Below are 23,308 nucleotides of genomic sequence, written 5' to 3'. Positions count from 1 at the left end.
CGGCTTCCGGCGGCGGTGGTGCGGCGGCCCGGTCCGTCCACGGGTGGACCGCCGCCACCCGTCCGTACTGCGCCTGGAGTATACGCCGGATAAGGAAATGGACCTGGGGGCTACGGAACAGCGCCCGACCGTGCAACAGGGTGTAGGGGCCACCACTTCTGCCGCTCACAGAAGAGAGACCCCACTCCATGTCCTGGCTGTCCCGCTTCAGCCTCGCACAACGGGCCCTGACAGGCCTGATGTCGATCGTCGCGCTGGTCTTCGGCGCGATGGCGATCCCGCAGCTCAAACAGCAGCTGCTGCCCACCATCGACCTGCCCATGGTCTCCGTGCTGGCGCCCTACCAGGGCGCCTCCCCGGACGTCGTGGAGAAGCAGGTCGTCGAACCCATCGAGAACAACCTCGAAGCCGTCGACGGCCTCACCGGCGTCACCTCCACGGCGAGCGAGGGCAACGCCGTGATCGTGGCCTCCTTCGACTACGGCAACGACACCCCGCGGCTCGTCGCCGACGTGCAGCAGGCCGTCAACCGCGCCCGGGCCAAGCTCCCCGACGGAGTCGACCCGCAGGTCGTGGCCGGTTCCACCGACGACATGCCGACCGTCGTCCTCGCCGTCACCTCCGACAAGGACCAGCAGGCGCTCGCCGACCAGCTGGACCGGACCGTCGTACCGGCCCTGAAGGACATCGACGGCGTCGGCCGGGTCGCCGTGAACGGGGTGCGCGACCTGCGGGTCAGCGTCACCCCCGACGACGCCGCACTGGCGAAGGCGGGGCTGACGACCCAGTCCCTCGCCCAGGCCCTCCAGGCGGGCGGTGCCACGGTCCCCGCCGGCTCCTTCGACGAGGACGGCAGCAACCGCACCGTCCGGGTCGGCGGCGGCTTCACCTCGTTGCAGCAGATCCAGGACCTGGTCGTCCGCGGCAGCAAGCCGGTGCGGCTCGGCGACGTCGCCGAGGTGAAGCAGGAGGAGGCCCCGGCCGACTCCATCACCCGCACCGACGGCAGGCCCAGCCTCGCCGTGATGGTCACCATGGACCATGACGGCAGCGCGGTCGCGATATCCGAGGCGGTCGAGGACAAACTGCCCGGTCTGCGCGAGGACCTCGGCTCCGGCGCCACCCTCACCGTCGTCAGCGACCAGGGTCCGGCCGTGTCCGAGGCCATCTCCGGCCTGACCACGGAAGGCGCTCTCGGCCTGCTCTTCGCCGTGCTGGTGATCCTCGTCTTCCTGGCGTCGGTGCGCTCCACGCTCGTCACCGCCGTGAGCATCCCGCTCTCGGTCGTCCTGGCGCTGATCGTGCTGTGGACCCGCGACCTCTCGCTGAACATGCTGACGCTGGGCGCGCTGACGATCGCCATCGGCCGGGTCGTCGACGACTCCATCGTCGTCCTGGAGAACATCAAGCGGCACCTCGGCTACGGCGAGGAGCGCCAGGCGGCGATCCTCGCCGCGGTCCGCGAGGTCGCGGGCGCGGTCACCTCCTCCACCCTCACCACGGTCGCCGTCTTCCTGCCGATCGGCCTGGTCGGCGGCATGGTGGGGGCGCTGTTCGGCTCCTTCAGCATCACCGTGACGGCGGCGCTGCTGGCGTCGCTGGTCGTGTCTTTGACGGTCGTGCCGGTGCTGTCGTACTGGTTCCTGCGCGCGCCGAAGGGCACCCCCGCGGACGCGGCCGAGGCCCGCCGTCGGGCGGAGCGGAAGGAGGCCGACAGCCGCCTGACGCGCTTCTACGTCCCCGTGCTGCGCTTCGCCACGCGCCGCCGTCTGACCAGCGTGCTGATAGCGGTCGTCGTCCTCGTCGGCACCTTCGGCATGACCCCGCTGCTGAAGACCAACTTCTTCGACCCGGGCGACCAGAAGGTCCTCACCGTCCGGCAGGAGCTCCGGCCGGGCACCAGCCTGGCGGCGACCGACGCGCAGGCACGGAAGGTCGAGAAGGTGCTCGCCGCGACCGAGGGTGTCAAGGACTACCAGGTCACCGTCGGCTCCTCCGGTTTCATGGCGGCCTTCGGCGGCGGCACGGACACCAACCAGGCGTCGTACCAGGTGATGCTGGAGGACTCCGCGGACCACGAGGACGTCCAGGAGCGCATCGAGGCAGGGCTGGGCAAGCTGGACGGCATCGGCACCACGACCGTCGCGGCCGGTGACGGCTTCGGCAACCAGGACCTGAGCGTGGTCGTCAAGGCGGCGGACGGGGAGGTGCTGCGCACGGCCGCCGAGCAGGTCCGCAAGGCGGTCGCGGGCCTGGACGACGTCACCGACGTCACCAGCGACCTGTCGCAGAGCGTGCCGCGCATCTCGGTGAAGGCCAACGCCGAGGCCGCCGCGGCCGGCTTCAGCGACCAGACCCTCGGCACGGCGGTCGCGCAGGCGGTCCGCGGCACCCCGGCCGCCGAGGCGATCCTCGGCGACACCGAACGGGACGTCGTCATCACGTCGGCGCACCCGGCAAGGTCGCTGCAGCAGCTGCGGGACCTGCGGCTGGGCGCGGTGAGGCTGGGCGACATCGCCGACGTGCGGCTGGTGGACGGCCCGGTGTCGATGACGCGCATCGACGGTCAGCGGGCGGCCACCATCACCGCCAAGCCGAAGGGCGACAACACCGGCGCGGTGAGCGCCGACCTGACGGCCGAGCTGAACGCGCTGAAGCTGCCGGCGGGCGCGACGGCGGAGATCGGCGGCGTCACCTCCGATCAGGACGACGCGTTCAAGAACCTGGGCCTGGCGATGCTGGCGGCGATCGCGATCGTCTTCATGCTCCTGGTGGCCACCTTCCGCTCCCTGGCCCAGCCGCTGATCCTGCTGGTGTCCATCCCGTTCGCGGCGACGGGTGCGCTCGGCCTGCTGATCGCCACGGGCACACCGATGGGCGTCCCGGCGATGATCGGCATGCTGATGCTCATCGGCATCGTGGTGACGAACGCGATCGTGCTGATCGACCTGATCAACCAGTACCGCGCCCAGGGGTACGGCGTCGTCGAGGCCGTGGTCGAGGGTGGACGCCACCGTCTGCGCCCGATCCTCATGACGGCCCTGGCGACCGTCTTCGCCCTGGCCCCGATGGCTCTGGGCGTCACCGGCGAGGGCGGCTTCATCGCCCAGCCGCTGGCGGTCGTGGTGATCGGCGGCCTGGTCACCTCGACGCTGCTGACGCTGCTGCTCGTGCCCACGCTCTACGCCGTGCTGGAGCTCCGCAAGGAGCGCCGGGCGGACAGGCGCGCGGCGAAGCGGCGGGCGAAGCAGGAGCCGGCCGCACCGGAGCCGGAGCCGGCGCAGGTCTAGTGCCACAACAGGCAACGTTCGCCCCGTCGCGACGCCCGGCACGCCGGGGGCACGCACCCGACGCCGCTCCTTGACGGGCGAACGTTGCCTGCCGTGGCACCAGCCGGCTCAGGACCACGGGACGGAGAGGGGGGCCGCACCTTCGGGTGCGGCCCCCTGCCATGTCCCGGTGCCGTGGTTACGGCAGGGCGAGCATCCGCTCCAGCGCCAGCTTGGCGAACGCCTCGGTCTCCTTGTCGACCTCGATGCGGTTGACGAGGGTGCCCTCGGCCAGGGACTCCAGGGCCCAGACGAGGTGGGGCAGGTCGATGCGGTTCATGGTGGAGCAGAAGCAGACCGTGCGGTCCAGGAAGACGATCTCCTTGCCCTCGGGCGCGAAGCGGTTCGCCAGACGGCGGACCAGGTTCAGCTCCGTGCCGATGGCCCACTTGGAGCCGGCCGGGGCCGCCTCCAGGGTCTTGATGATGTACTCGGTGGAGCCGACGTGGTCCGCCGCGGCGACGACCTCGTGCCGGCACTCCGGGTGGACGAGGACGTTCACGCCGGGGATGCGCTCGCGCACGTCGTCGACCGAGTCCAGGCTGAAGCGGCCGTGCACCGAGCAGTGGCCGCGCCACAGGATCATCGTCGCGGCGCGCAGTTCGTCGGCGGTCAGCCCGCCGTTCGGCTTGTGCGGGTTGTAGACGACGCAGTCGTCCAGGGACATGCCCATGTCGCGGACGGCGGTGTTGCGGCCGAGGTGCTGGTCGGGCAGGAACAGGACCTTCTCGCCCTGCTGGAAGGCCCACTCCAGGGCCCGCTCGGCGTTGGAGGAGGTGCAGATCGTGCCGCCGTGCTTGCCCGTGAACGCCTTGATGTCCGCCGAGGAGTTCATGTACGAGACGGGGACGACCCGGTCGGCTATGCCCGCCTCGGTCAGCACGTCCCAGCACTCGGCGACCTGCTCGGCCGTCGCCATGTCGGCCATCGAGCAGCCGGCGGCGAGGTCGGGCAGGACGACCTTCTGGTCGTCGCCGGTCAGGATGTCCGCGGACTCCGCCATGAAGTGCACACCGCAGAAGACGATGTACTCGGCCTCCGGGCGCGCGGCCGCGTCGCGGGCCAGCTTGAAGGAGTCGCCCGTGACGTCGGCGAACTGGATGACCTCGTCGCGCTGGTAGTGGTGGCCGAGGACGAAGACCTTGTCACCGAGCTTCTCCTTGGCCGCACGGGCGCGCTCGACCAGGTCGGGGTCGGAGGGCGAGGGCAGGTCGCCGGGGCATTCGACACCCCGCTCGCTCCTCGGGTCGGCCTCGCGGCCGAGCAGCAGCAGGGCGAGCGGAGTCGGCTGCACGTCGAGCTCGGTGGTGTGGGCGGTGGTCACGACACGCACCCTTTCTACTTTTCGTCGATCTGACGCTATCTATCATAACCGGTTCACGTCACTTTGACGACGGCCATAGTGTCGATGTGACATGAATCCCGGTGCCGAAGCGGCGGGCTCGTCCACAGGTCGCTGTCCGCCGCGCCCCACGTGTGCGAGCATGAAGAAACCGGCCACAAGGCACCAGGACGACAAGGCGAGCGCCGGCCCGGAATGAATGCGCGGCCCCGCCGGTTGCACCTGTCGGCAAGCAGTCTCCGTACAACCCGGGAGAGATGTAGATGTCCGTATCGGACGAGACCACCACCGTCACCGACGGCATCATCCTGACCGACGCCGCCGCGGCCAAGGTCAAGGCCCTGCTCGACCAGGAAGGCCGCGACGACCTCGCGCTGCGCGTCGCCGTCCAGCCCGGCGGCTGCTCCGGCCTGCGCTACCAGCTCTTCTTCGACGAGCGTTCCCTCGACGGCGACGTGGAGAAGGACTTCGGCGGGGTGAAGGTCGTCACCGACCGCATGAGTGCTCCGTACCTCGGCGGCGCCACCGTCGACTTCGTGGACACGATCGAGAAGCAGGGCTTCACGATCGACAACCCGAACGCCACGGGCTCCTGCGCCTGCGGCGACTCCTTCAGCTGAGCCGGCCGGCCCGGACGGCAGGAAGAGGCGGCGGTCCCCCTCGGGGGGCCGCCGCCTCTCGCCGTCACGGGCCGCCGTGCCCTCCGGGCGGGCCCGCCCCGGCTACCGCACCGGCGACGCGGTCACCTTTCCCGGCAGCCGCGCCCCCGGCTTCTCCAGCGGGATCCCGTGGCCGTCCGACCCCACGACCCTCCGGTCCCCGAGCGGAGCGTCCAGCAGCACCGTGCGGTGGTACGTCTTCGCGATCATGATGCAGACCCGGCCCGGCCGGGGCTTCTCGGTGACGGTCACCTTCACCTGAACCGCGCTCTCCGCGGTGCTCACCTCGTAGTCCGCGCACACCCCCCCGGTGAAGCGCACGGTCAGGTCCCTGCCGTCGGCGGTGTAGCCCTCCACCGCCACGTCGCGTGGGGCGGGCGCCGCGGTCGGTTCGTCACCCGGGCCGGTCGGCCGCGGGCTGGGCCGCTCGGTCGGGGTCCCCGACGGCGCGCTCAGGTACCGCGGCTCGACAGCGGGGTACGTCACCGTGAACGCGTCCTCGGCCCCCGGCGAGCGCACCTCGAACAGCCAGGACGGCACCAGCGCCTGCCGCCCGTCGGCGTAGCGCATGGCCAGCCCGAACACCGCGTCCTCCACCGTGAGCGTCTGCCGCTCCGGGAGCGCCGTCGAGGAACCGCACGGCTGCTCCAGCCGGTCCTTCAGCGGGACCGGGCTGGCGCATCCGCCGATCCCCATGCGGTGATGCGTGCCGGGCGCCGCATTCAGCGCGTCGAGCGCCGTCTCCGCGTCGACGACCGGATACGTGTCGCCCTTCACCGGTGCCTTCAGCCGGCCGCTGCCGCCGACCACCTCGCCCTGCGCGGAGACGATCACGCCGGTGGTCCAGCCGTACGTCGGCAGTCCCCCGACCTCGGGGTCGGCGTTCACCACGCGCCGGGCACCCATCACCTGACTCGCGTCGATCTTGGCGTCGTCCTGCCCCACCGCCTTCAGCACCGGTGCCGCGGCCTTCTCGGCAGCCTCCACGTCCACCGGGCCGATGGTCGGGGACCCCGGGGCGGCGGTGCAGACGGGCTTGCCCTCGGTGCAGTCGTCGGTGCCCGCGGCGTAGCGGCTGAACGTCCACGCCCCCGGAGCCTGCCGGTTCACCTGGAGCATCGGGCCGTGGCCGTCCTCGCCCTGCCCGACCCGCCAGGTCTGCCCCTCGGCGACGGGCGCCCCGTCGATGCCGAGCGCCGCCGCCAGCCGGGCCACCTCGGCCTCGGTCACCTCCCCCCGCGCCCAGTACACCGGTGCCGAACCGGGGCCGTCCGGGAGCGGGCCGTCCGCCTGGTAGGTGACGCCGTAGGGATTCGGCTCGCCGGGCGCGATGCCGTTGGTGCCGTTCGTGCCGCCGTCCGCGGCACTCTCCGAGTAGCCGTCCAGCACCAGCGGTGCGGGGCTGCCGCCGCCGCGGCTCGGCGACCCCGCGCCCTGGGAGCCGCCGGTGCCGCCGGACGCGGTCGCGGCGAGGTACGCCCCACCGCCGCCGACCAGCAGTACCGCGGCGGCCACGGAGGCGACGACCGCGGGGGAGTGCCGCCGGCCGTGCCGCGGGCGGGGCTCCTCGCCGCCGCTGCCGGTGACGTCCTGCGCGGTGTGCTCCTCGGCGGCGGCCTCGGGGCCGTCCTGCGCGGCGGGTTCCTCGGCGGCGGCCCGGGGTGCGTCCTGGGATGCGGGCTCCCCGCCGTCGTCCGGCGAGGCGTGCCCCTCCGCGCCCGCGCCGGTGGCGTCCTGCCGGGCCGGTTCCTCCCGGCCGGTGCCAGTGGCGTCCTGCGGGGCGGATTCTCCGGCGCCGGGGCCGGGGGTCTTCGGCGCAGCGGCCTCCTCGGCCGGGCCCCCGGCAATCTGGGCGCCCAGGTCGTCGTTGTCGGGTCGCTCGGTGTTCACCGCATTCGCTCCTTCGGCCGCACAGCTGTCCCGGTGACCCTGACCCGGCCCTGTCAAAAATGAGCGCCGGCGGGTCGTATGCCGTATCCCCTTCTCGGGGGACGGCGATGGGACGCAGCGGGGGAGCGCACGGTTCCCTCCGTGGGTCAGTCCCCGTAGTCGGACATCGCCTCCAGCAGCCGTGCCGAGCGCGCCGGTACCCGGACGCCGTGGATCAGCAGCGGGGAGACGGGCCGGGCGGCGGCGCGGTCGGGAGCCGCCCAGTGCGGGACCATGCGCGCGCAGTCGCCCCGCAGCGACGCCAGACCGCCGTCCGGCTCGGTGGGGGCGGACGCAGCCGCGGCAGAGGAGAACTCGAGGTTCGTCATGGCGAAACCGTAGGCACGGCCGGGGCTGCGAAGAAAGATCTACTATCGGGTAGTTTCGTTCACTTCAGGCGCGTGCCGTGAGCGGGTAGCGTGAACTGTCAATCCCCCTCCACACAGGAGAGTCCACGCCGTGCGCATCGCAGTCACCGGCTCCATCGCCACCGACCACCTCATGACCTTCCCCGGGCGCTTCGCCGATCAGCTCGTCGCGGACCAGCTGCACACGGTCTCGCTGTCCTTCCTGGTCGACACGCTGGACGTCCGGCGTGGCGGTGTGGGCGCGAACATCGCCTTCGGCATGGGCCAGCTGGGCACCCGTCCCCTCCTCGTGGGCGCCGCCGGCTCCGACTTCGACGAGTACCGGGCCTGGCTGGACCGGCACGGCGTCGACACCGGCTCGGTCCGCATCTCCGAGACGCTGCACACCGCCCGCTTCGTGTGCACCACCGACGCCGACCACAACCAGATCGGCTCGTTCTACACGGGTGCCATGAGCGAGGCCCGCCTGATCGAGCTGAAGACGGTCGCCGACCGTGTCGGCGGCCTCGACCTGGTCCTCATCGGCGCCGACGACCCCGAGGCGATGCTCCGCCACACCGAGGAGTGCCGCTCCCGGGCGATCCCGTTCGCCGCCGACTTCTCCCAGCAGATCGCCCGTATGAACGGCGAGGAGATCCAGGTCCTGTTGGACGGTGCCACGTACCTGTTCTCCAACGAGTACGAGAAGGGCCTCATCGAGACCAAGACCGGCTGGACGGACGACGAGATCCTCGCCAAGGTCGGCCACCGCGTCACCACCCTCGGCTCGCGCGGCGTGCGCGTCGAGCAGCTCGGCCAGGACCCGATCGAGGTCGGCTGCCCCGACGAGGAGCGCAAGGCCGACCCGACGGGCGTCGGCGACGCCTTCCGTGCCGGCTTCCTCTCCAGCCTCGTCTGGGGCGTCTCCCTGGAGCGCGCGGCCCAGGTCGGTTGCATGCTGGCCACCCTCGTCATCGAGACGGTGGGGACGCAGGAGTACCAGCTGCGCCGGGCGCACTTCATGGAGCGGTTCACCAAGGCCTACGGCGACGACGCCGCCGCCGAGGTCCGCGCGCACCTGCGCTGAGTCCGTCCGCGCGGGGCGCGGGGGACCGGTCGACCGGCTCCCCGCTCCCCGCGCCGGTCAGCTCGTCCGGCGGATCACATAGGCCGTGCCCTGCGCGGCCGGCTCCTCGCCCACGTACTCCTGGCCCCGCATGTCGCACCACGCGGGGATGTCGAGGCGGGCCGCCTCGTCGTCGGACAGCACCCGCACCGTGCCTCCCACGGGCACATCCCCGATGACCTTCGCCAACTCGATGACGGGGATCGGGCACCGCTTGCCCAGCGCGTCGACCACGATCTCGTCCCGGTGCACGACGGCCACGGGGGCGGGCACGCCCAGCTTCTCCCGCACCCCCGCCACCGCTCCCGGCAGCACCTGGAGGAACCGCTCCACGTCCTCCGCCGGCGTCCCCGGCGCCAGTGACACCCGGACGTTGCCCTCGCTGAGCACGCCCATCGCCTTCAGCACGTGGCTGGGCGTCAGGGTGCTGCTCGTGCACGAGGATCCGGAGGACACGGAGAAGCCCGCCCGGTCCAGCTCGTGCAGCAGCGTCTCCCCGTCGACGTACAGGCACGAGAACGTGACCACGCCGGGCAGCCGGCGCACCGGGTCCCCCACCACCTCGACGTCCGGCACCAGATGCGGCACCCGCGCCCGGATCCGCTCGGTCAGCTCGTGCAGTCGCCGGACCTCCCCGGCCGCCTCCGCCTGCACCGCCCGCAGCGAAGCGGCCGCCGCCACGATCGCCGGGATGTTCTCGAAGCCGGGCGCCCGGCCCGACTCCCGTTCGTCGACCGGCCCCTGGGCCGCGAACCGCACGCCCTTGCGCACGGCCAGCAGCCCGACCCCCGGCGGCCCGCCCCACTTGTGCGCGCTGGCGGCCAGCACGGACCACGCGCCCTCCACCGGCCCCCACCCGAGCGACTGCGCCGCGTCCACCAGCAGCGGCACCCCGGCCTGCCGGCACACCTCGGCCACGGCCGCCACCGGCTGCACGGTGCCCACCTCGTGGTTGGCCGACTGCAGGCACGCCAGCGCGGTGTCGGGGCGCAGGGCCGCCGCGTACGCCGCGGGGTCCACCGCCCCCGCCCGGTCCACGGCCACCCGCGTCGCCGTCCCGCCGTCCGCCTCGTGCGCCTCGGCCGAATGGAGTACCGAGGAGTGTTCGACGGCTGACACGATCAGGTGACGTCCGGTCCGCCGACGCCCGGCCAGCGCCCCCGCGATCCCCGTGTGCACGGCCCGGGTTCCCGAAGGGGTGAAGGTCAGTTCGTCCGGCCGGCATCCCGCCGCCTCCGCCGCCGCCTCCCGCGCCGCGTCCAGCAGCAACCGAGCCCTGCGCCCCTCCCGGTGGAGCCGGGCCGGATCGGCCCATCCCTCGTCCAGGGAGGCCTGCAGGGCCTGCCGGGCGACGGGGTGCAGGGGAACGGCGGAAGCGGCGTCGAAGTAGGCCATGGGGCAACGCTAGACGGCCGGTCACGGCACCCCCGTTCAGGGGCGCGAGGAGCCGCGCGAGGGGCGGCGGACCACCCTCAGCCGCCAAACAAGCGAACCAACCCGCCCGGTAGGCACCCCTCCCCGCGAAGCCTCGAAGAGCGTCGGCTAGGGTTTGGTCCGCATAAACATCCAAACCCCTGCCCGACGCAGGGCGGCGACCGACCAGCGAGAAGGCCAGGCCGCAGCCGTACAGCGCGGGCGAGACTCTCGGGAAGGCGCTACGTGAGTCCCAACGGCTCCGACCGCTCGCCGCGGCGCCCGATGCGGCGGAAGCTGCTGCAGGCACTGACCGCGGGCCTGGTCCTGGCGACCGCAACCGGTTGCACATACAAGGACTTCCCCCGCCTTGGTATGCCCACCCCGACCACGGAAGAGGCTCCGCGGATCCTCTCCCTGTGGCAGGGCTCCTGGGCCGCCGCGCTCGCCGTCGGCGTGCTGGTGTGGGGTCTGATTCTGTGGAGTGCCCTCTTCCACCGGCGCAGCCGCACCAAGGTCGAGGTTCCTCCGCAGACCCGCTACAACCTCCCCATCGAGGCCCTGTACACGGTCGTTCCGATCATCATCGTCTCGGTCCTGTTCTACTTCACGGCCCGGGACGAATCGAAGCTGCTCAGCCTCGACAAGAAGCCCGACGTCACGGTCAACGTCGTCGGCTTCCAGTGGAGCTGGTGCTTCAACTACATCGAGAACGTCGAAGGCTCCACCGGTGACGCCAAGACGTCCAAGGAACTGGACGCCGTTCCGGACCGGTACAAGAAGGACTTCCCCGACAACGCCGGTGGCGTCTACACCTGCGGCACCCCGGGTGAGCGGAACCCGCAGACGAACAACCCGGGCCCGACCCTCTGGCTCCCCAAGGGCAAGACGGTCCGCTTCGTGCTCACCTCCCGGGACGTCATCCACTCCTTCTGGGTGCTGCCGTTCCTGATGAAGCAGGACGTCATCCCGGGCCACACCAACGCCTTCCAGGTGACCCCGAACGCGGAGGGCACCTTCCGAGGCAAGTGCGCCGAGCTGTGCGGCGTCGACCACTCCCGGATGCTGTTCAACGTGAAGGTCGTCTCCCCCGAGCGCTACGAGCAGCACCTCAAGGACCTCGCCAAGAAGGGGCAGACCGGTTACGTTCCCGCCGGCATCGCGCAGACGAGCCACGAGAAGAACCGGGAGACGAACAACCTGTGAGCATCGTCAACGAACCCCAGGGAGCCTCGGCGGCTGAACAGCCGTACTACGAGGACGAGCTGCCGGTCCGGCGCAAGCAGCCCGGCAACGTCGTGGTCAAGTGGCTCACCACCACCGACCACAAGACCATCGGAACGCTCTATCTGGCGACGTCGTTCGTCTTCTTCTGCATCGGCGGCGTCATGGCTCTGGTCATGCGTGCCGAGCTGGCCCGCCCGGGTCTGCAGATCATGTCGAACGAGCAGTTCAACCAGGCGTTCACGATGCACGGCACGATCATGCTGCTGATGTTCGCGACGCCGCTGTTCGCCGGCTTCGCGAACTGGATCATGCCGCTCCAGATCGGCGCCCCCGACGTCGCCTTCCCGCGGCTGAACATGTTCGCCTACTGGCTGTACCTGTTCGGCTCGCTGGTCGCGGTCGCCGGCTTCCTCACGCCGGACGGTGCGGCCGACTTCGGCTGGTTCGCCTACTCCCCGCTGTCGGACGCGGTCCGCTCGCCCGGCGTCGGCGCCGACATGTGGATCATGGGCCTGGCCTTCTCCGGCTTCGGCACCATCCTCGGCTCGGTCAACTTCATCACCACGATCATCTGCATGCGCGCCCCCGGCATGACGATGTTCCGCATGCCGATCTTCGTGTGGAACGTGCTGCTGACCGGTGTCCTGGTCCTGCTTGCCTTCCCGGTCCTGGCCGCGGCCCTGTTCGCGCTGGAGGCCGACCGCAAGTTCGGCGCCCACGTCTTCGACGCCGCCAACGGCGGTGCCCTGCTGTGGCAGCACCTCTTCTGGTTCTTCGGCCATCCAGAGGTGTACATCATCGCGTTGCCGTTCTTCGGCATCATCTCGGAGATCATCCCGGTCTTCAGCCGCAAGCCGATGTTCGGCTACATGGGCCTGATCGCCGCGACGATCGCGATCGCCGGCCTGTCGGTGACCGTGTGGGCGCACCACATGTACGTCACCGGCGGTGTGCTGCTGCCGTTCTTCTCCTTCATGACCTTCCTGATCGCCGTCCCGACCGGTGTGAAGTTCTTCAACTGGATCGGCACGATGTGGAAGGGCTCGCTGTCCTTCGAGACACCGATGCTGTGGGCCACCGGGTTCCTGATCACCTTCACCTTCGGTGGTCTGACCGGTGTCATCCTGGCCTCGCCGCCGATGGACTTCCACATCTCGGACTCGTACTTCGTGGTGGCGCACTTCCACTACGTCGTCTTCGGCACGGTCGTCTTCGCGATGTTCGCCGGCTTCCACTTCTGGTGGCCGAAGTTCACCGGCAAGCTGCTCGACGAGCGCCTGGGCAAGATCACCTTCTGGACGCTGTTCGTCGGCTTCCACACCACGTTCCTGGTGCAGCACTGGCTGGGCGCCGAGGGCATGCCGCGCCGCTACGCCGACTACCTCGCCGCCGACGGCTTCACCGCCCTGAACACCGTCTCGACGATCGGGTCGTTCGTCCTCGGCGCGTCGATGCTCCCGTTCCTCTACAACGTGTGGAAGACCGCCAAGTACGGCAAGCCGGTCGGCGTCGACGACCCGTGGGGCTACGGCCGTTCGCTGGAGTGGGCGACCTCCTGCCCGCCGCCGCGGCACAACTTCCTCACCCTGCCGCGGATCCGCAGCGAATCCCCGGCGTTCGACCTGCACCACCCCGAGATCGCCGAGCTGGAGCAGCTCGCGCTCGCCGGCCACGGTGACAAGGCCCTCTCCGGCGGCAAGGAGGCCGGCAAGTGAAGATCCAGGGCAAGATGTTCATCTGGCTGAGCGTCTTCCTGCTCGCCATGGCGGTCGTCTACGGCGTGTGGTCCAAGGAGCCGGCCGGCACGACCGCCCTGTTCCTGGCCTTCGGCCTGTCCATCATGGTCGGCTTCTACCTCGGCTTCACGGCCAAGCGGGTCGACACCGGTGCGCAGGACAACAAGGAGGCCGACGTCGCGGACGACGCGGGCGAGCTGGGCTTCTTCAGCCCGCACAGCTGGCAGCCGCTCGCCCTGGGCTTCGGCGGCGCCATCGCCTTCCTGAGCGTCGCCATCGGCTGGTGGCTGATCTACTTCGCCGCGCCGATCATCCTGGTCGGCCTGTGGGGCTGGGTCTTCGAGTACTACCGCGGTGAGAACCGCACCCAGTAGCACACGCCGAACCGCGCAGAGCCCGGACACTCCACACGGAGCGTCCGGGCTCATGCGTTTGCAGCAGCGCCGGAATCCGTTCGCCGTAGCCTCCATCCCTCCAAGGAGTGACCCGGCGCGCCGCGCTTGACTCGGCTTCCTAGCGTGAGGTCATGAGCACGCACCCCCGCCCCCGCACCGTCGCCGGCTGCACGCTGATGGTGATCGCCCTCTGCGCGGGCGTCGCCTCCTGCAGCTCGGACGGCGACCCGCTCTCCGCCCGCCCCTACGACGCGGCGGACCAGATCGCCTTCAGCGGCCCCTCGGACGACGCGAAGAAGGCAGACCCCGACAAGCCTCTGGAGATCACCTCGGAGGACTCCGACGGCCGCATCACCGACGTGACCGTCGTGGACGCCACAGGACGCCATGTGGCGGGCGAACTCTCCGCCGACGGCAGCCGATGGCACAGCACCGAGCCGCTGGCCGCCGACGCCCACTACACGGTGCGGGTCAGCACCGAGGACGAGGACGGCGCCCCCGGCCGCAAGGTCTTCACCTTCGACACCGGCAAGCCCACCGCCAACAAGGCCCTCACGGTCGCGTTCGGCCCCAAGGCCGGCACCTACGGCGTCGGACAGCCCGTCACGGCCGAGCTGAGCAAGCCGGTCAAGGACCCCCGGCAGCGCGCGATCGTCGAACGCGCGCTGAAGGTCGACTCCCTGCCCGCCGTGGACGGCGCCTGGCACTGGGTCGACGACAAGAAACTCCACTACCGGCCCAAGGAGTACTGGCCCGCGCACGCCACCATCAGCGTCCGCAGCAACCTGGACGGCATCAAGGTCGGCGACAACCTCTGGGGCGGCACGTCCAAGCCGCTCGAACTGAAGACGGGCGACCGCGTCATCGCCGTGACGGACGCCGCCTCGCACTCGCTGACCCTTTACAAGAACGGCGAGGAGGTCAACAAGTTCCCGGTCACCACCGGCAAGCCCGGCTTCGAGACCCGCAACGGCATCAAGGTCGTCCTGGGCAAGGAGCAGTTCGTCCGCATGCGCAGCACCAGCATAGGCATAGCCGCCGGCAGCGCGGACTCCTACGACCTGCCCGTCTACTGGGCGACCCGCGTCACCTGGAGCGGGGAGTACGTCCACGCTGCCCCCTGGTCCGTGGGATCCCAGGGATACGCCAACGTCAGCCACGGCTGCACCGGTATGAGCACCTCCAACGCCGAATGGTTCTTCGAGCACGTCCGCGAGGGCGACATAGTCCAGGTCGTCAACAGCAACGGTGACACGATGGAGCCGTTCGGCAACGGCTTCGGCGACTGGAACCTCACCTGGACGAAGTGGCGTCAGGGCAGCTCGCTGACGTCGGGCGCGGCGGACACGCCCAACCAGGCGCAGAAGGCCAGACTGCGGCCGCAGAGCGTGTGACAGCGCCGCGGTGGCGCCAGGTCCCGCACCGGGCCCGGGAGGCCGAGTACAGCACCGCTGCACCGTGCCGCGGCGCCGCGAGGCGGCCGCATCCGGGCCCTGTCGCCGGACTCCCGCCGCCTGTGCGCCGGGAGTCCGGCGACAGGGCCCGGCACCCCGACCACGGACGGGAGGGCCCCCGCGACAGCGCTCCGCGCCTCCCGCGGGGCGGACCGCAGCGCGGCCCGCCGGGGCCCGGTCGGCGGAACGCCCCAGCGGATCGGGCGAGGCCCACTGCGGTTCGGCAGCGCCCCGAAAGGACGAGGGGAACCGTGCGACCGGCCCCGACGGCGCCGCGGTCGACCGACGTCACACCGCGGCACCCAGCGGGGCGCTCAGGCGCTGGCCAGGTTCTTCTGCCGCAGCAGCGACGCCAGCGCCGCGGCGAACTCCACCGGCTCCACCGGCAGCGTCACCGCCGCGTCCGCCCGGCTCCAGGTGGCCAGCCACGCGTCCTGGGGCCGCCCCATCAGCAGCAGCACCGGCGGGCACCGGAACACCTCGTCCTTGACCTGCCGGCACAGCCCCATCCCGCCCATGGGCACCGCCTCACCGTCCAGGACGCAGGCGTCGATCCCGCCCCGGTCCAGCTCCCTCACCACCGCTTCCGGAGTCGCGCACTCCACGAACTCCACCGTCGGCACGTCAGGGGCGGGCCTCCGGCCGCAGGCCAACCGCACCTGCTCCCGCGTGTTGGAGTCGTCGCTGTAGACCAGCACGGTGGCGGTCGGCTGCATGGTTCCTCCGAGACGTCAGCGTCGTGGGGACAAGCCCGATGGGCCGGATGCTACTCCCTTGAACACCACGTCAACACCGGTATGAACGGCCGAGACACTCCGAACGGCACCCCCCAGGGTGAGGGCGGGATAAGCGACCGACATAATGTCGGTCGTGGCGACAGCAACGACAGTAGAAACCGGGCACGCGCACCCGTCGGTCAATCGGCCGAACCTCACCAGTGTCGGAACCATCATCTGGCTGAGTTCCGAGCTGATGTTCTTCGCGGCCCTCTTCGCGATGTACTTCACCCTGCGATCGGTGACGGGTCCCGATCACTGGAAGGAGATGGCGGATGCGCTGAACGTCCCGTTCTCCTCCGTGAACACCACGATCCTGGTGCTCTCCTCACTCACCTGCCAGCTCGGCGTCTTCGCCGCCGAGCGCGGTGACGTGAAGAAGCTCCGGGGCTGGTTCATCGTCACCTTCATCATGGGTGCGATCTTCATCGGCGGTCAGGTCTTCGAGTACACCGAGCTGGTGAAGGAGGACGGCATCTCGCTCTCCTCCGACCCCTACGGCTCGGTCTTCTACCTGACCACCGGCTTCCACGGCCTGCACGTGACGGGCGGTCTCATCGCCTTCCTGCTGGTCCTCGGCCGCACCTACGCGGCCAAGAGGTTCACCCACGAGCAGGCGACGGCCGCCATCGTCGTGTCCTACTACTGGCACTTCGTCGATGTCGTCTGGATCGGCCTGTTCGCCACGATCTACCTGATCCAGTAGCAGGGCCCGATCCCCGCGCGTTCCCGCAACGCACCCACCAGAAGCATCGACGCAGAAGATCCTGACACCGGGGTAATCCGTGAAAAAGCTCTCCGCACGACGACGCCATCCGCTGGCGGCGGTCGTCGTCCTACTCCTCGCGCTGGCGGCCACCGGGGGGCTGTACGCCGCGTTCGCGCCCGCGAGCAAGGCGCAGGCCGATGAAACCGCCCAGTCCCTCGCCATCGAAGAGGGCAAGAAGCTCTTCGCCGTCGGCTGCGCCAGCTGTCACGGCACCGGCGGTCAGGGCACCTCCGACGGCCCGAGCCTCGTCGGCGTGGGTGCCGCGGCCGTCGACTTCCAGGTCGGCACCGGCCGCATGCCTGCGGCCACCTCGCAGGGCGCCCAGGCCCCGCGGAAGAGGGTGCAGTACTCGCAGGCCGAGATCGACCAGCTGGCCGCGTACGTGGCCTCGCTCGGCGCCGGCCCGGCCATCCCGACCAAGGAGCAGTACGGCGCCGAGGGCGCCGACATCGCCAAGGGCGGTGAGCTGTTCCGCACCAACTGCGCGCAGTGCCACAACTTCACCGGCAAGGGCGGTGCGCTGACCAGGGGCAAGTTCGCCCCGACCCTTGAGGGCGTGGACCCGAAGCACATCTACGAGGCCATGCAGACCGGCCCGCAGAACATGCCGTCGTTCCCCGACACCACCATGTCGGAGCAGAACAAGAAGGACATCATCGCGTACCTGCACGCGGTCGACAGCAGTGAGACGGAGAACCCGGGTGGTCTGGAGCTGGGCGGCCTCGGTCCGGTCACCGAGGGCCTGTTCGCCTGGATCTTCGGTCTCGGTGCTCTGATCGCGGTCGCCGTCTGGGTCGCCGCTCGGACCGCAAAGGCCAAGAAGTCATGAGTAGCCAAGACATTCCAGAAGAGAACCTGCCTGCTGAGCAGGACCACGCGCACGGCGCGGTAAGCGTGGCGGACGAGAAGAACCCGTTCGCCGACCCGGGCCTGCCGCCCCACGAGCACCGGATCCAGGACGTCGACGAGCGGGCCGCCAAGCGGTCCGAGCGCGTCGTCGCCCTGCTGTTCACGGTGTCGATGCTGGCCACTCTCGGCTTCATCGCCTCGTACGTGGCGATCCCGAGCGACAAGTCGATCTTCGTCTTCCCGATCGGGCACATCAGCGCGATGAACTTCGCGCTCGGTCTGACCCTCGGTACGGCGCTGTTCTGCATCGGCGCGGGCGCGGTCCACTGGGCCCGCACCCTGATGTCGGACGTGGAGGTCGCCGACGAGCGGCACCCCGTCGCGGCTGCTCCCGACCTCCGGGCCAAGGTCCACGAGGACTTCAAGCAGGGCGCCAAGGAGTCGGCGATCGGCCGTCGCAAGCTGATCCGCAACACGATGCTCGGCGCGCTGACGCTGGTCCCGCTGTCGGGTCTGTTCCTGCTGCGCGACCTCGGCCCGCTGCCCGGCACGAAGCTCCGCCACACGCTGTGGTCCAAGGGCAAGCTGCTGGTCAACATGAACACGAACGAGCCGCTGCGTCCCGAGGACGTCGCCGTCGGCTCGCTCACCTTCGCCAAGCCCGAGGGCCTGGAGGAGGACGACGAGGAGTTCCAGACCGAGATCGCCAAGGCGGCCCTGATGATCGTCCGGCTCCAGCCGGAGAACATCAAGGACAAGCGCGAGCTCGAGTGGTCGCACGAGGGCATCGTGGCGTACTCCAAGATCTGCACCCACGTCGGGTGCCCGATCTCGCTGTACGAGCAGCAGACCCACCACGTGCTGTGCCCCTGCCACCAGTCCACCTTCGACCTGTCCGACGGTGCCCGCGTGATCTTCGGTCCCGCCGGTCACGCCCTGCCGCAGCTGCGGATCGGTGTGAACGGCGAGGGCTACCTCGAGGCGCTCGGCGACTTCGAAGAGCCTGTCGGTCCTGCATTCTGGGAGCGCGGATGAGCACTACGACCAGCACCGATTCCCGCTCGCGCGGGAAGGCGCCCGCCGGCGAACGTCTCGCCGACTGGGCCGACGGCCGGCTCGGGATCTACTCCCTGGCCAAGGCCAACATGCGCAAGATCTTCCCCGACCACTGGTCGTTCATGTTGGGCGAAGTCTGCCTGTACAGCTTCATCATCATCATCCTGACGGGTGTCTACCTGACGCTGTTCTTCCACCCGTCGATGAACGAGGTGGAGTACCACGGCTCGTACGTCCCGCTGCAGGGACAGCTGATGTCCGAGGCGTTCAACTCGACCCTGCACATCTCCTTCGACGTGCGCGGTGGCCTGCTCATCCGGCAGATCCACCACTGGGCCGCGCTGATCTTCCTCGCCGGCATGTTCGTGCACATGATGCGCGTGTTCTTCACCGGCGCGTTCCGCAAGCCGCGTGAGGTCAACTGGCTGTTCGGCTTCCTGCTGTTCGTCCTGGGCATGTTCACCGGTTTCACCGGCTACTCGCTCCCGGACGACCTGCTCTCGGGCACCGGTGTCCGCTTCATGGAGGGCGCGATCCTGTCCGTGCCGATCGTCGGCACGTACCTGTCGTTCTTCCTCTTCGGCGGCGAGTTCCCGGGCGGCGACTTCGTGGCCCGCTTCTACTCGATCCACATCCTGCTGCTGCCGGGCATCATGCTGGGCCTGCTGGTGGCCCACCTGATCCTGGTCTTCTACCACAAGCACACCCAGTTCGCGGGCCCCGGCAAGTCGAACAAGAACGTCGTGGGCATGCCGCTGCTGCCGGTGTACATGGCGAAGGCGGGCGGCTTCTTCTTCCTGGTCTTCGGCGCCATCGCGGTCATCGCCGCGGTCGCCCAGATCAACCCGATCTGGGCCATGGGCCCCTACCGTCCGGACCAGGTGTCCACCGGTGCCCAGCCCGACTGGTACATGGGCTTCTCCGAGGGCCTGATCCGGTTCATGCCGGGCTGGGAGGTCAACTTCTGGGGCCACACGCTCGTCCTGGGCGTGTTCATCCCGCTGGTGATCTTCCCGCTGGTCCTGGTGGCGATCGCGGTCTACCCGTTCATCGAGGCCTGGGTCACCGGCGACAAGCGCGAGCACCACATCCTGGACCGCCCGCGCAACGCCCCGACCCGTACCGGTCTCGGTGTCGCCTGGATGACGGTGTACCTGACCCTGCTGATCGGCGGTGGCAACGACCTGTGGGCCACCCACTTCCACCTGTCGATCAACGCGGTGACGTGGTTCGTCCGGATCTTCGTCTTCGTCGGGCCGGTCCTGGCCTTCCTGATCACCAAGCGGATCTGCCTCGGCCTCCAGCGCCGCGACAAGGAGAAGGTGCTGCACGGTCGCGAGACCGGCACCATCAAGCGCCTGCCGCACGGTGAGTTCATCGAGGTCCACGAGCCGCTCAGCCAGGAGCAGCTGCACACCCTGACCGCGCACGAGCAGTACCAGCCGCTCGAGATCGGCCCCACGGTCGACGACAACGGCGTCGAGCGCAAGGTCAAGGGCGCCGAGAAGCTGCGCGCCAAGCTGAGCGACGCGTACTTCGGCGAGGAGTCCCAGATCCCGAAGCCGACCGTCGAGGAGTACAAGGAGATCACGAGCGGCCACGGCCACCACTGATCGCTGCGTCAGCCACGCCACGGCGAAGGGCCCCGTCCGGTCTGCGGACGGGGCCCTTCGCCGTGCCGCGGGGTGGATAGGGTGGGGTACAGGGGTCCGCACCGTCCTCGTGCCGCGGCAGGGCGCCGCACCCCGGGACACCCCACGGACCCCCACGACCCGACAGGCCCGAGACCTCTGCGGAGCCCGCAGAGCCCTTGACCGGTACTCACTAGGAGCGGCTGATGAGCGCTGTGACCCCCGCTGGAGGCGACACCGCGGCGGGCCGTTCCTGGCCCCAGGTACTGAACGCCCTGCTCGACGGCCGCGACCAGAGCGCCGAAGCGACGGCCTGGGCGATGGACCGGATCATGCGCGGCGAGGCGACCGACGCCCAGATCGCCGGTTTCGCGGTGGCCCTGCGAGCCAAGGGCGAGACGGTCGAGGAGATCGCCGGGCTGGTCCGGGCGATGTACGAGCACGCCAACGTGATCGACGTGCCCGGGGCGACGGTCGACATCGTCGGCACCGGGGGCGACGGCGCCAGGACGGTGAACATCTCCACCATGTCCTCGATCGTGGTCGCCGGCACCGGCGCCAAGGTCGTCAAGCACGGCAACCGGGCCGCGTCCTCGGCATCCGGCGCCTCGGACGTGCTGGAGAAGCTCGGCGTCAATCTGGAACTGACGCCGCAGCGCGTGGCCCAGGTCGCCGAGGAGGCCGGGATCACCTTCTGCTTCGCGGTGAAGTTCCACCCGGCGCTGCGTCACGTGGCCGCCGCGCGCGGCCAGTTGGGCATCCGCACCACCTTCAACTTCCTCGGCCCGCTGACCAACCCGGCGAAGGTGAAGGCGCAGGCGGTCGGCGTGGCCGACCTGCGCATGGCCCCGATCGTGGCCGGCGTCTTCGCCGAACGCGGCAACTCCTCCCTCGTCTTCCGCGGCGACGACGGCCTGGACGAGTTGACCACCACCTCCACCTCCCGGGTCTGGGTCGTCCGGGACGGGAAGGTCCGCGAGGAGGTCTTCGACCCCCGGGACGTAGGCCTCGACGTCGTCCCGGTGGAGGCGCTGCGCGGCGCCGACGCGGCCTACAACGCCGAGGTCGCCCGCCGCCTGCTGGACGGCGAGCGCGGCCCCGTCCGGGACGCCGTCCTGCTGAACTCGGCCGCGGCCCTGGTCGCCCTGGAGCCCGGCGACGGCCCGCTGGCGGACCGGATCCGGGCCGGCATGGCGAAGGCGGCCGAGTCGATCGACTCGGGGGCCGCCCGGCGGACCCTGGAACGGTGGGTCGCCGCCAGCAACGCGTGACACCGGTGTGTCGCGGTCCCGCGATCCGGACACGGGTTGCGGGACCGCGATCACTTCGCGTACGTTCCTGAACAGGTCATGAGTGACAGCCATTCGGCCCCGGCCGGCTGTCCGGCAACCCTCCGTCCGTGGCGGGGTGCCCCGGGTGAGGACCAGGTCGCGGACAGCAAGGTCCGCGGCAAGCGCGGACCCCTCGCGGAACCAGGGGTCCTGGGTCGTTCGAGGGAGTGTCCTCCGTGAGCAAGCGAATGCGTTAGGGCGCGTTGCGCGTGTCCCGCCGGGCCCACGACGCCCGGCACCGCACCTCGCCGCGTCGTCCGAGTCGTCCACGTACGCCCGATACCTCGGTACGGGGACACTCCTCCGCCTTGCGTTGCACGGCACCGAACGCCGCGGCCTGATCCGACGCGACATCCGCAACACGCCCCAGGGCCGCCGAGCCCCGCCGCCCGCTTTCCCTTCACCACCCCTGCTGGAGCCGTGTGCCCGCGCCCTGCCGCGCGTGCCGGTGCTCGCGGGGGCGGATCCCGCCTGCCTCACCGGAGTTGAGCCATGTCCGTCTCCACCGCTGCCGCCGAGAAGACCCTCTGTCACGACGTTCCCGGAGCACTGCCCGTGCTCGGCCGGGACGTCACCGTCCCGCTCGTCACCGGCGGCGAGACCACCTACGCCGCGCTCGACTACGCGGCGAGCGCGCCCGCACTCCAGCGGGTCTGGGACGACGTCGCGGCGTACGCGCCGTACTACGGCAGTGTCCACCGCGGCGCCGGACACCTCTCCCAGCTGTCCACCGGCCTGTTCGAGAACGCCCGCGCCACGGTCGCGGAGTTCCTCGACTGCCGTGCCGACGACCAGGTGGTCTTCACCCGGTCCACCACCGACTCCCTCAACCTGCTGGCCCGTGCGCTCCCGGACGGCTGCCGCGTCTTCGTCTTCGAGACCGAGCACCACGCCGCGCTGCTGCCCTGGCGGGACGCGCAGGTCACCTGCCTCGACGCGCCGTGCACCCCGCAGCAGGCCGTGGAGACCCTGGAACGCGCACTGGCCGACCGCGATCCGCACGGCCCGGCCCTGGTCTGCGTCACCGGTGCCTCCAACGTCACCGGCGAGCTGTGGCCCGTGCGCGAACTGGCCGCCGCCGCCCATGCGCACGGTGCCCGCATCGTGCTGGACGCCGCCCAGCTGGCCCCGCACCTCCCGGTGAGCGTCCGCGACCTCGACGTCGACTGGGTGGCCTTCTCCGGGCACAAGCTGTACGCCCCGTTCGGCTCCGGAGTGCTGGCCGGACGCGCCGACTGGCTGAGCGCGGCCGAGCCGTACCTCGCCGGCGGGGGAGCCAGCCGCGCGGTGGCGCGGCGCCCCGACGGGGGAGTGGAGGTGGAGTGGCACGAGGGCGCCGCACGCCACGAGGCGGGGTCGCCCAACGTCATCGGCGCCCACGCCGTCGCATCGGCCTGCAAGGCCCTCACGGAGGCCGGCTGGGACAACCTGGGCGCCCGGGAGCGGCACCTGCTCGCGAAGGTGCGCGAAGGGCTCGCGGAGGTGCCGGAGGTGAAGATCCTCTCCCTGTTCGGCGCCGACGCCCCGCGTGTCGGGGTGCTCTCCTTCGTCGTGGAGGGCCGCAGCAGCTCGGACCTCGCCGTCGCCCTCTCCGCGGAGTACGGCATCGGTGTCCGCGACGGCCTGTTCTGCGCCCACCCGCTGGTCCGCACGCTCCTGGGGGGCGACCGCCGGGCGAGGAGGGAGTGCGGTGCGCCCGGCTCCGCCCCGGACGGGACGCCTCTGCACGCCGTCCGTGTCAGCTTCGGCGCGGGGACCCCGGACGAGCACGTCGAGCGGTTCGTCGCGGCCGTGAAGGAACTGGTCGGGCGCGGCGCGCGGGGCACCGGCGGTACGGACGACGGCCGCCGCGCCCCGGCGGGGGGCTGACACGGTCCGGGTGTGCGGGCCGCCCCGGCGGACGGCCGGGCCGTGCCCGCTGCCCTCTGGTCCGCGCCCC

General features: G+C 70.7%; 18 protein-coding genes and 1 riboswitch. Of the genes, 13 read left to right on the top strand and 5 right to left on the bottom strand.

What is annotated here, in order from left to right; genetic code table 11:
- Positions 1–188 precede the first annotated feature (188 nt).
- Positions 189–3,290: an efflux RND transporter permease subunit gene (locus tag JS756_RS25030; protein WP_205385449.1), complete on the top strand. Its 3,102-nt coding sequence runs from the start codon at positions 189–191 to the stop codon at positions 3,288–3,290.
- A 178-nt stretch (positions 3,291–3,468) separates the two neighbouring features.
- Here the strand turns inward: JS756_RS25030 and nadA are convergent, their stop codons facing one another.
- Positions 3,469–4,653, bottom strand: coding sequence for a quinolinate synthase NadA (gene nadA / locus JS756_RS25025; protein ID WP_205385448.1), 1,185 nt, complete (start codon positions 4,651–4,653; stop codon positions 3,469–3,471).
- 281 nt (positions 4,654–4,934) lie between these two features.
- Here nadA and JS756_RS25020 point away from each other — a divergent pair, with 281 nt between their 5' ends.
- The gene (locus JS756_RS25020) at positions 4,935–5,291 is read left to right on the top strand and encodes an iron-sulfur cluster assembly accessory protein (RefSeq protein ID WP_023551351.1); all 357 of its coding nucleotides are present in this window, start codon (positions 4,935–4,937) and stop codon (positions 5,289–5,291) included.
- A 102-nt stretch (positions 5,292–5,393) separates the two neighbouring features.
- Here JS756_RS25020 and JS756_RS25015 read toward each other — a convergent pair whose 3' ends face one another.
- Complete coding sequence (locus JS756_RS25015) at positions 5,394–7,220, bottom strand: hypothetical protein (protein ID WP_307791041.1); 1,827 nt, start codon at positions 7,218–7,220, stop codon at positions 5,394–5,396.
- Positions 7,221–7,366: 146 nt separating this feature from the next.
- Positions 7,367–7,588, bottom strand: a complete 222-nt coding sequence (locus JS756_RS25010; protein ID WP_205385447.1) for a hypothetical protein — start codon at positions 7,586–7,588, stop codon at positions 7,367–7,369.
- A 130-nt stretch (positions 7,589–7,718) separates the two neighbouring features.
- Here JS756_RS25010 and JS756_RS25005 point away from each other — a divergent pair, with 130 nt between their 5' ends.
- Positions 7,719–8,693, top strand: a complete 975-nt coding sequence (locus tag JS756_RS25005; protein ID WP_205385446.1) for a carbohydrate kinase family protein — start codon at positions 7,719–7,721, stop codon at positions 8,691–8,693.
- A 57-nt stretch (positions 8,694–8,750) separates the two neighbouring features.
- Here JS756_RS25005 and JS756_RS25000 read toward each other — a convergent pair whose 3' ends face one another.
- Positions 8,751–10,127: a cysteine desulfurase/sulfurtransferase TusA family protein gene (locus JS756_RS25000; RefSeq protein ID WP_205385445.1), complete on the bottom strand. Its 1,377-nt coding sequence runs from the start codon at positions 10,125–10,127 to the stop codon at positions 8,751–8,753.
- Between the two features lie 264 nt (positions 10,128–10,391).
- Here JS756_RS25000 and ctaC point away from each other — a divergent pair, with 264 nt between their 5' ends.
- From ctaC to JS756_RS24980, 4 genes are all read left to right on the top strand, one after another.
- Entirely contained in the window at positions 10,392–11,351 is a 960-nt protein-coding gene (gene ctaC / locus JS756_RS24995) for an aa3-type cytochrome oxidase subunit II (protein ID WP_205385444.1), read from the top strand.
- Positions 11,348–13,087, top strand: coding sequence for an aa3-type cytochrome oxidase subunit I (gene ctaD, locus JS756_RS24990; protein ID WP_205385443.1), 1,740 nt, complete (start codon positions 11,348–11,350; stop codon positions 13,085–13,087). The genes ctaC and ctaD overlap by 4 nt, the downstream gene beginning before the upstream one ends.
- A complete protein-coding gene (locus JS756_RS24985; RefSeq protein ID WP_205385442.1) occupies positions 13,084–13,482 on the top strand; it encodes a cytochrome c oxidase subunit 4 in 399 nt (132 codons plus the stop codon). Before ctaD ends, JS756_RS24985 begins: the two co-directional genes overlap by 4 nt.
- 152 nt (positions 13,483–13,634) lie before the next feature.
- Positions 13,635–14,897 carry a L,D-transpeptidase gene (locus JS756_RS24980; RefSeq protein WP_205385441.1) on the top strand — a complete coding sequence of 421 codons (1,263 nt, stop codon included), beginning with the start codon at positions 13,635–13,637 and terminating at the stop codon, positions 14,895–14,897.
- 374 nt (positions 14,898–15,271) lie between these two features.
- On the opposite strand, the gene JS756_RS24975 is transcribed toward JS756_RS24980, so the two are convergent.
- Positions 15,272–15,673, bottom strand: coding sequence for a response regulator (locus JS756_RS24975; protein ID WP_205385440.1), 402 nt, complete (start codon positions 15,671–15,673; stop codon positions 15,272–15,274).
- A gap of 145 nt (positions 15,674–15,818) precedes the next feature.
- Between JS756_RS24975 and ctaE the strand changes: the two genes are divergently transcribed.
- From ctaE to JS756_RS24945, 6 genes are all read left to right on the top strand, one after another.
- Positions 15,819–16,439, top strand: coding sequence for an aa3-type cytochrome oxidase subunit III (gene ctaE, locus JS756_RS24970; protein ID WP_205385439.1), 621 nt, complete (start codon positions 15,819–15,821; stop codon positions 16,437–16,439).
- Positions 16,440–16,518: 79 nt separating this feature from the next.
- A complete protein-coding gene (gene qcrC / locus JS756_RS24965; protein ID WP_205385438.1) occupies positions 16,519–17,331 on the top strand; it encodes a cytochrome bc1 complex diheme cytochrome c subunit in 813 nt (270 codons plus the stop codon).
- The gene (gene qcrA, locus JS756_RS24960) at positions 17,328–18,386 is read left to right on the top strand and encodes a cytochrome bc1 complex Rieske iron-sulfur subunit (RefSeq protein WP_205385437.1); all 1,059 of its coding nucleotides are present in this window, start codon (positions 17,328–17,330) and stop codon (positions 18,384–18,386) included. Before qcrC ends, qcrA begins: the two co-directional genes overlap by 4 nt.
- Positions 18,383–20,020 (top strand): cytochrome bc1 complex cytochrome b subunit, encoded by a 1,638-nt coding sequence (gene qcrB, locus JS756_RS24955; protein ID WP_205385436.1) that lies wholly within the window; start codon positions 18,383–18,385, stop codon positions 20,018–20,020. The genes qcrA and qcrB overlap by 4 nt, the downstream gene beginning before the upstream one ends.
- A 224-nt stretch (positions 20,021–20,244) precedes the next feature.
- Positions 20,245–21,309, top strand: a complete 1,065-nt coding sequence (gene trpD, locus JS756_RS24950; protein ID WP_205385435.1) for an anthranilate phosphoribosyltransferase — start codon at positions 20,245–20,247, stop codon at positions 21,307–21,309.
- Between the two features lie 74 nt (positions 21,310–21,383).
- Positions 21,384–21,500, top strand: a riboswitch (SAM riboswitch).
- Between the two features lie 361 nt (positions 21,501–21,861).
- A complete protein-coding gene (locus JS756_RS24945) occupies positions 21,862–23,238 on the top strand; it encodes an aminotransferase class V-fold PLP-dependent enzyme (protein WP_205385434.1) in 1,377 nt (458 codons plus the stop codon).
- Positions 23,239–23,308 lie beyond the last annotated feature (70 nt).

It is taken from the genome of Streptomyces actuosus, from assembly GCF_016921115.1.
Classification (GTDB): domain Bacteria; phylum Actinomycetota; class Actinomycetes; order Streptomycetales; family Streptomycetaceae; genus Streptomyces; species Streptomyces actuosus_A.
The sequence above is the reverse complement of the archived record's forward strand: the minus strand, read 5'-3'. Positions and strand labels throughout refer to the sequence as shown.